At 40.6% G+C, this 8,472-nt stretch carries 8 protein-coding genes and 1 pseudogene; 5 read left to right on the top strand and 4 right to left on the bottom strand.

Going from position 1 to position 8,472, the window contains the following annotated elements; genetic code table 11:
- Positions 1 to 478 (top strand): annotated as a pseudogene (locus tag ACFVSH_RS19875) (hypothetical protein); the annotation flags it as partial.
- Between the two features lie 69 nt (positions 479 to 547).
- Here ACFVSH_RS19875 and ACFVSH_RS19870 read toward each other — a convergent pair.
- The 3 genes from ACFVSH_RS19870 to yjbM are packed head-to-tail and all read right to left on the bottom strand — an operon-like array spanning position 548 to position 2,945.
- Positions 548 to 1,462, bottom strand: a complete 915-nt coding sequence (locus tag ACFVSH_RS19870) for an RluA family pseudouridine synthase (protein WP_387707457.1) — start codon at positions 1,460 to 1,462, stop codon at positions 548 to 550.
- A 17-nt stretch (positions 1,463 to 1,479) separates the two neighbouring features.
- Complete coding sequence (locus ACFVSH_RS19865; protein ID WP_053534153.1) at positions 1,480 to 2,274, bottom strand: NAD kinase; 795 nt, start codon at positions 2,272 to 2,274, stop codon at positions 1,480 to 1,482.
- 50 nt (positions 2,275 to 2,324) lie between these two features.
- Positions 2,325 to 2,945 carry a GTP diphosphokinase gene (gene yjbM / locus ACFVSH_RS19860; RefSeq protein ID WP_034314484.1) on the bottom strand — a complete coding sequence of 207 codons (621 nt, stop codon included), beginning with the start codon at positions 2,943 to 2,945 and terminating at the stop codon, positions 2,325 to 2,327.
- A 316-nt stretch (positions 2,946 to 3,261) separates the two neighbouring features.
- Between yjbM and ACFVSH_RS19855 the strand changes: the two genes are divergently transcribed.
- The 4 genes from ACFVSH_RS19855 (at position 3,262) to ACFVSH_RS19840 (ending at position 6,050) form a co-directional block, all read left to right on the top strand.
- The gene (locus ACFVSH_RS19855; protein WP_387596223.1) at positions 3,262 to 3,840 is read left to right on the top strand and encodes a CYTH domain-containing protein; all 579 of its coding nucleotides are present in this window, start codon (positions 3,262 to 3,264) and stop codon (positions 3,838 to 3,840) included.
- Between the two features lie 22 nt (positions 3,841 to 3,862).
- Complete coding sequence (locus tag ACFVSH_RS19850; RefSeq protein WP_387596226.1) at positions 3,863 to 4,531, top strand: lytic transglycosylase domain-containing protein; 669 nt, start codon at positions 3,863 to 3,865, stop codon at positions 4,529 to 4,531.
- Between the two features lie 224 nt (positions 4,532 to 4,755).
- Entirely contained in the window at positions 4,756 to 5,160 is a 405-nt protein-coding gene (locus tag ACFVSH_RS19845; RefSeq protein WP_260284005.1) for a globin domain-containing protein, read from the top strand.
- A complete protein-coding gene (locus tag ACFVSH_RS19840; RefSeq protein WP_387596229.1) occupies positions 5,157 to 6,050 on the top strand; it encodes a ClpXP adapter SpxH family protein in 894 nt (297 codons plus the stop codon). Before ACFVSH_RS19845 ends, ACFVSH_RS19840 begins: the two co-directional genes overlap by 4 nt.
- Before the next feature lie 922 nt (positions 6,051 to 6,972).
- Here ACFVSH_RS19840 and pepF read toward each other — a convergent pair.
- Positions 6,973 to 8,472: oligoendopeptidase F (gene pepF, locus ACFVSH_RS19835; protein ID WP_387707454.1), on the bottom strand; the 1,500-nt coding region annotated here is incomplete at its 5' end.

Genomic DNA, 8,472 nt, shown 5'->3' with positions numbered 1-8,472 from the left:
GGTTCAAATATCACACGGTTTAGAGACTACTGTAGCTGAATATGAATCACTGAACAGTCGGGATCAGAAGAAGATCCGAAAAAAGTTCATGGATCTGTATGAACGTTCCCCACTTTATCAACTCATTGATGAAGGGCGATTGATCATTGCCCATGCAGGAATTCGCAGTGACTATATTGGCCAATATAGCAATAAGGTAAAAACCTTTGTCCTCTATGGTGATATCAATGGCTCCAAACATCCCGATGGGTCACCGGTCAGGAAAGACTGGGCACAATCATACAAAGGGGAAACATGGATCGTATATGGACATACACCAGTCCCTGAAGCTAGAAGAGTCAATCATACTTATAATATTGATACAGGCTGCGTCTTCGGTGGAAAACTGACGGCTGTCCGTTATCCCGAAATGGATCTTCAAGAGGTGCCTTCTTCCATGCCATATATAGCGGGAAAATTCAGGACATCTTTTGATTAACCAAAAAAACTCGCCATCTTGGTGAGTTTTTTTTGCATTTATGTTGTTTATTGCAGCCCGGATATAAAGTCAGGAATCCCACCCTTTACTTCCTTCGAGCAAACGGGTCATATCTTCTGGTAACTCTTCTTGAAACAACATCATCTTCTTCATGAAAGGATGTAAAAATTTCAATTCAAAACAATGAAGGGCTTGGCGAGGGATACCTCTCCTGTTCCCTCCATATAAATCATCACCAGCCAGCGGGTGGCCAATATGGGCCATATGGACCCTGATTTGATGTGTGCGCCCTGTCCTGAGTTCCAAATTAAGGAATGTGTGGGACCCTGTATGTGCCAATACCTTAAATAGGGTACAGGCATACCGGCCATCCTCCCTGACTTCCCGTTCAATGATGCTGGTCGACTTTCGTCCGATTGGCGCCACTATCTCTCCTACAGGTCCTTCAACGATTCCTTCAGCTACGGCTTGGTATCTCCGTTTAACCTGTCCTGATTTTTGCTGCTCACTTAAAAGGTGATGGATATGCCGGTGCTTGGCAATTAAAACCAAACCTGATGTATCCCGGTCAAGACGTGTAACTATATGGATCGTCGCCTGTATTCCCGCCTTCCTATAATAACCCGCCAAGCCATTCGCCAAACTGCCGTTGGGATGCTCACGGGAAGGAATGGTATTCATGGAAGGGGGCTTAGCCACCACCAATACAAACTCATCTTCATATCTGACATTCAGGGGGATGGGTTCCGGCAAAAGGCCTTCGCTTGCCTGCTCCGGCGGAAATATGACGGTGACGATGTCGCCCGTTTCAATCCGTTCCCTTACGGTCACTTCTTCGCCGTTCAACTGGATATATCCACCTTTAAACTTAATATCCGTTAATGCTCGTTTTGAAATATCGCATTTGCTGAGAAACTCTCGCAATAAAGAGCCAGAATCCTCTTCAAAAACCGACCAGGTCAAAGAAAAGTTTTGATTTGACATGAGGTGAATCTATCTCCTTAATTAGCAATAAATGAATCATGCACTCTTTTCCAGAAAGGAAAAGGGCGGAATCTGGCAAATCGGATCTTTTCATCTGCAACTCGGCACTGTATCGACTTTACATTTTCCTGAAGCAAGGACAAATGGTCGACCGTAATTTGAAAATTGACCGCATTGACCGGCCTGAACATACACGTATGATGTGCCGGCAGCAGAAGCGGAGATCCTACGGTCCTAAACACCCGGTTATTAATGGATGCCAATTCGGTAATCTGGATGGCATCGATTGATGGATGGACGATGGCCCCGCCAAGCGCCTTATTATATGCCGTGCTTCCGGATGGCGTCGCAATGCATAAACCATCTCCACGGAACGTCTCGAAATGCTGGCCGCGTATTTCAACGTCCATGACGAGCGTCCCTTCCACACTTTTGACCGTCGATTCATTCAACGCCAAAAATCTTGCTTCCCGCCCTCCATGCTGATAACGGACAATCGTTTCGAGCAATGGATATTCCACTATTTGAAATGGGGTTTTCGCTAAAGCTATCACCAATTTTTCAATTTCATCAGGGGTCCAATCTGCATAAAAACCAAGATGTCCTGTATGTACACCAACAAAGGCAGTTTTATCCAATCGATTCTTATAACGGTGAAAAGCATATAATAAAGTGCCATCACCACCGACAGAAATGACAATATCCGGCTGATCTTCGTCATATTCCAAATGAAAGTCCTGAAGATACGTACGCATCCTTTGCATTAAAGTATTCGATTTCGCATCTCCTTTTGACGTTATCGCAAATTTCATGTAATACCACCTCACAAATTAGATTTCTTCTCGTTTACCCATTTATGCGTTCAAGAATCTTTCTTCCTGGAAAAAAGACGCTGTGCTTCCTGGATTTCCGTACGGATTTGCGACATCTCTGCATCAAGCAGGAAGGCCGCTTCCGCTGCACGTTTGAGTCGCAATTGAATATCTTCCGGGAAAATGCCTTTATATTTATAATTTAAAGAATGTTCGATCGTCGCCCAAAAATTCATCGCAAGAGTCCTGATTTGTATTTCGGCAAGGATATTTTTTTCGCCATGGATCGTCTGGACCGGATAGCGGATTACAACATGATAAGAACGATAGCCGCTTGCTTTTTTATGGGAAATATAATTCCTCTCCTCGACTATCTCGAAGTCATTGCGGCCTCGTAATAGTTCAACTACCTGTTCGATATCATCCACGAACTGGCACATCATGCGAAGCCCTGCAATATCCTGAATTTCAGTTCCCAATTTATCAATGGGAATATCCTTCAGGCTCGCCTTATCCAAAATGCTGACAATCGGCTTTACCCTTCCTGTTACAAATTCGATCGGCGAGTGAATATTCTCTCTTTCAAACTGTTTCCTTAATCCCTTTAGCTTAACCTTTAATTCTTCGACAGCCTGAGTATAAGGCGCCAAGAAATCGTCCCAACTCTCCATTGCCACACCACCTATATCTATCTAAAAAGCGCCTGTTCAACTCTGGTATGGGCAGAACGCTCTCCTAAATCCAGCAGTCACATGACTTTATGTCAATTCACCGCTGGATCCTATTTCTTTTTCTAGCAAAAAGTATGTATTAAATTCCTATATATACGATAATCCATTTTTCGTGCTCAACGTTTATATTTTATCATATCCTGCAATTGATTCCTAAATATTCAAGTACAATAGCAAAAAATTATTGAATTCAATTTGACAGCTGGAATGGTTCTTATATGATTAACCTAAGAATCAGCCAGAAAGGATGGAGCACATGAACCAGCATATTGAAATTGAATTTAAAAACCTTTTAAGCGAAAAAGAATTTCGTCAACTGATCAAATACTTTCATCTTGGGGCATCGAACTTTAAAACCCAGAAAAATCATTACTTCGATACACTTGGATTCACTTTGAAAAGCCTAGATTCCGCGCTTAGGATCCGGGAGAAAAACGGGCGTTACGAGCTGACTTTAAAACAGCCCGCAACAGAGGGACTATTGGAAACGAATCAAGATATTCATGAAGGAACCGCATATGCATTTCTGAATCAGAACACATTCCCTGATGGCGAGATCCAACATCTAATCCTTGAATGCGGAATTGATCCAAAAGATGTTACCTGCTTCGGGACACTAAAGACAGACCGCCTTGAATTTCCTTACAAAGAGGGTTTACTTGTTTTAGATCATAGTTCGTATTTGAATCAGGAAGACTTTGAGCTTGAATATGAAGTGACGGATGCAAAAGCAGGGAAAAAAAACTTCCTGAATCTCCTTGAAACCCTTCAAATTCCGGTAAGGGAAACCGAAAATAAGGTTAAGAGGTTTTATCGCGCCAAATTCCAGGAATAATCCTGTTTGAACCCATTCGGAGGTGGAGAGTTTGAAAATCCAAGATTTCAAAACGTTTATGGAATTGCAGGCAATCCAGCAATTCACAAATGGCAGCATCACAAGCAAAAATTCATCTCGATCCGTTTTCCAGGACATGCTCTCGGAACTGGTTTCGGGAGATGCTCTTGAAAGCACTTCGCAGAAATTGGGTTCCTTATTATCCAATGTTGAAGCTGAAACGAAATCTTTTCTTCAACCCAGCGGCCTAACATCCATGAACATCAACCCGATATCCGCTGCCAATGCTAACAAACAGAGCAGCAGCGAAACCGCCAAAAACTATGATCATATCATCAGCCAGGCAGCCAGTTTATATAACCTCCCGGAAAAACTGATTAAGTCTGTCATTAAACAAGAATCGAACTTCAACCCTGAAGCCACCAGTTATGCGGGTGCCGCTGGCCTTATGCAGTTAATGCCAGCAACTGCAAAAAGCCTTGGGGTGGATGATGCAACCGATCCAGAACAAAACATCATGGGCGGGAGTAAATATTTAAGTCAAATGATGGCACGATATGACGGAGACATCCAGGTTGCCCTTGCTGCTTATAATGCAGGGCCGGGAAATGTCGATAAATATAACGGCATCCCGCCCTTTAAAGAAACTCAGAATTATGTTCAAAAAGTTTATGGCACATTTTTAAGTTAAAGCAAGCTGACCCTGTTTATTTGTGACGGGTCAGTTTTTTTCATGTCTATATATGCTTCTCCAGAACAAATGGGAAAGCCCCCCAAAGGTGTAATCTCCTATCATTCCCCTGTGTCATACTACAGATGTAAAATTTTCTTTAAGCTATATATTTGTTATATCAGTACGTCATTGATAAAATATGAATAAATATCAACCATCTTTCTTTAAAAGGAGTAATCAACATGATGCAAGGGAACCCTACACCATATGAATTAATTGGAGAAGGGCAATTACACAAATTAATTGATGTGTTTTACTCCAACGTTAGTCAGCACCCGGATCTGCAGCCAATATTCCCTGACGATTTAACTGAAACGGTCCGTAAGCAAAAACAATTTATGACTCAATATTTAGGCGGTCCCTCTCTATATACCGAAGAGCATGGCCATCCTATGTTGCGGGCTCGACATATACCTTTTGAAATTACGCCAGAACGTGCGAAAGCATGGCTCTCATGCATGTATCAAGCTATGGACGAAATTGGCCTTGAGGGTGAGATTAGGGAGTTTTTCTATCATCGCCTCTATTTGACGGCACAGCATATGATCAATACATCCGGAACTGACGGGAAAGGAGAAGACAGTTGAGCGCACAAAAACCAGTTTTCAATATTTCCGATTGGATCAAGACGCAGCATTGCTATGATAAAGGAAAAAAGCCAATTGAAATTTATGTTTTTGTTGATCCGCTTTGTCCCGAATGCTGGGGCTTAGAACCAATTATTAGGAAATTACAGATAGAATATGGCCAATTGTTCAGTTTACGCCATGTTTTAAGCGGTAAAATCGATTCTCTTAATATGGGGAAAAATAAAAATTATGAAAACATTGCTCAGGTTTGGGAAAAGACAGCCAGCCGCTCGGGAATGTCCTGCGACGGGAGCCTTTGGTCTGAAAACCCAATCTCTTCTCCATATACAGCTTCCATCGCAATAAAAGCAGCGGAATTGCAGGGGCGTAAATTGGCCATTCGCTTTTTAAGGCAGCTTCAAGAATATGTATTCATAGGAAAAAAGGATATATCCAATATCGAAGTCTTGACCGAATGTGCCAATATGGTTGGACTGGATGTGGAGGAATTCCTTTATGACATCAATTCTTCCAGTGCAGCCAAAGGCTTTCAATGTGACATGAAAATCACTAACGAAATGGAAGTGACGGAAATACCTTCCCTTGTCTTTTTCAATCAAAATATTGAGGAAGAGGGAATAAAAGTTTCAGGTGTCTATTCTTACGAGGTATATGTTCAAATTTTAGAAGATATGCTCAATGGTCTGCCAGCCCCTGCAAAACCCCCCTCTCTCGAAGAATTTTTAAGCTGTTTCAAACTAGTGGCCACAAAGGAAATTGAAACTGTTTATAATATGAATAAGAGTAACGTCGAGTTGGAAATGAAAAAGCTTGTTTTAAAACAGTTGGCAGAAAAGATTCCTGCTAAATACGGAACGTTTTGGAGATATACAAAGAAGCAGTCATGAATTTGACTGCTTTTTTGTTTAAAACCATGCTAATCAAAAGATTGCATGGTTTTTTTATAAGAAAATAAGGGGATGGGAGAAATTTTTCACGATCAAACAAAGGGGTATAAGTTTGTTTGTGATTCACTTCACAATAAATAATATAACAGATAACTCAGTTATGTTTCAACTGTTTGTGTAACATTTCACTAATTGTTCACAATATATAATTTTCATTTTTTAATTATTGTTTCTTGTATATATAGCTAAATAAGAGCCTATTTAAGTTCAAAGCCATAAGTGTTTTTGATATCTGATAAGCAAGGGAATGAATTTAATTGTGAAACAAATCACAAAAATATTAAATCATTTGTTCTTATTTCCTAATCTTTCGTACAACTTTTGTTACAACCGGCGTCATTTTGTACCTTTTACTTTTCTGCAAATGAAAAAACCCGGCAAATCACGAAATTTGCTGGGGTTTTTCATCTATTTATGCGAATAAGGGGATAGGAGAAATTTCACGACGAACAAACAAAGGGGTATATGTTTGGGATGTGATAACTTCTATATCTGTACTATAGCAGATTATACACCTTAAAAGCAAGAACTTTGTGCGCAGCTTCACATTATTGTCATATTTTTAGAATACTGCTTATTTTAAAACATACTATCTAATAAAGCGCAGATGAGCTTTTACTGCGGCCAGTTGGAGGTGACCAAATTGAAAGGCTTTATACTACTCATACTCTTGATAGGGTCGCTATTTGTCCAGCTGCTCGGTATCATGAACCTCATTCCTCTGTATTTTACCTCCCCTATTCTATTTTTTGTTTTCTTCATAATTCTTCATAGTGTAAATCAGAGAAATCGATTTAAAGGATTATGACGGACATGCATATAAGTTGAAAAGGACCCGAAGTGCTCGGGTCCTTTTCACATCTTATTTATTCAAAAGCTCTTCCAACTCATTTAATTTTTCTTCGAATACATTCATGGCTTCTTGTACAGGTTCAGCTTTTGTCATATCGACGCCAGCCTTTTTGAGCACTTCAATCGGATAATCAGAACTTCCTGACTTCAAGAACTCCAGATACCTTTTGACGGCGGGCTCTCCTTCTTCAAGGATTTGCTTGCTCAATGCTGTTGCTGCACTGATCCCTGTTGCATATTGATAAACATAGTAATTATAGTAGAAGTGTGGAATACGCGCCCATTCCAAACCGATTTCGTCATCAATGGTCACGTTCTCTCCAAAGTATTTCTTGTTCAGCTCATAATATTCCTTAGTAAGCATATCCGCTGTCAACGCTTCCCCATTTTGAGCTTTTAAATGAATCGTATGTTCAAACTCTGCAAACATCGTTTGCCTGAAAAGTGTGCCGCGGAAACCTTCCAGGTAATGATTCAATAAATAGATGCGTTTCTTTTCATCTTCGATTGAATTCAGTAAATAATCGTTCAACAGGTTTTCATTACAGGTCGATGCAACTTCCGCTACAAATATGGAATAATTCCCATATGGATATGGCTGATATTTACGTGTATAGTAGCTATGGACCGAATGCCCAAACTCATGAACGAGCGTGAATAAGTTATTGACGTTATTTTGCCAATTCATTAAAATATAAGGATTCGTCCCATATGTACCAGAAGAATAGGCACCGCTTCGTTTCCCTTTGTTTTCATGCACATCGACCCAACGATTTTCAAATCCCCCTTTCAAAACGTTCAAATAGTCCTCCCCAAGCGGAGCAAGACCTTTAAGGACATAATCTTTGGCCTCATCATATGTCACCTCCATCTTCACTTCTTTAACAAGAGGGGTGAATAGATCATACATATGAAGTTCGTCTAATTGCAGTACTTTTTTACGTAAATCAAGATAACGGTGCAGTAATGGCAAGTTGTCATTGACCGTTTTAACGAGATTATCGTATACGGTCTCCGGAATGTTATTATTACTTAACGCCGCTTGGCGTGCTGAATCATATTTTCGAACCGTGGCATTGAAGTTGTGGTTTTTCACCTCACCTGACAGGGTTGAAGCAAATGTATTACGGAACTCACCATACTTGCTGTATACCCCTTTAAATGCCTCCTCACGTACACGGCGATCTTCACTCTCAAGAAAACTGATATACCTTCCGTGAGTGATTTCAACTTCATTTCCCTCTTCATCCTTAATGGTCGGGAATTTCAAATCGGCATTGTTTAGCATACCGAAAGTATTGCCCGATGCATCAAGTACTTCTGATGCTTGCGCCAATAATTCTTCCTGCTCTGCAGATAAGATATGGGGCCTCTGAAGATTGATTTCCTCTAAAGAATGTTTGTATAATTTCAGATCTTCTTTTTCTTCCAAAAAACCTTCCACTTTGTTTTCATCAATACTCAATAGTTCAGGAACCATATATGAAAACGCAGCTGCTGCCTGGGCGTA

This window comes from Peribacillus sp. NPDC058002 (assembly GCF_042886655.1).
GTDB classification, from domain to species: Bacteria; Bacillota; Bacilli; order Bacillales; family DSM-1321; genus Peribacillus; species Peribacillus aracenensis.
Note: the sequence above shows the minus strand (reverse complement) of the source record. Positions and strands in the feature narration are given on the sequence as shown.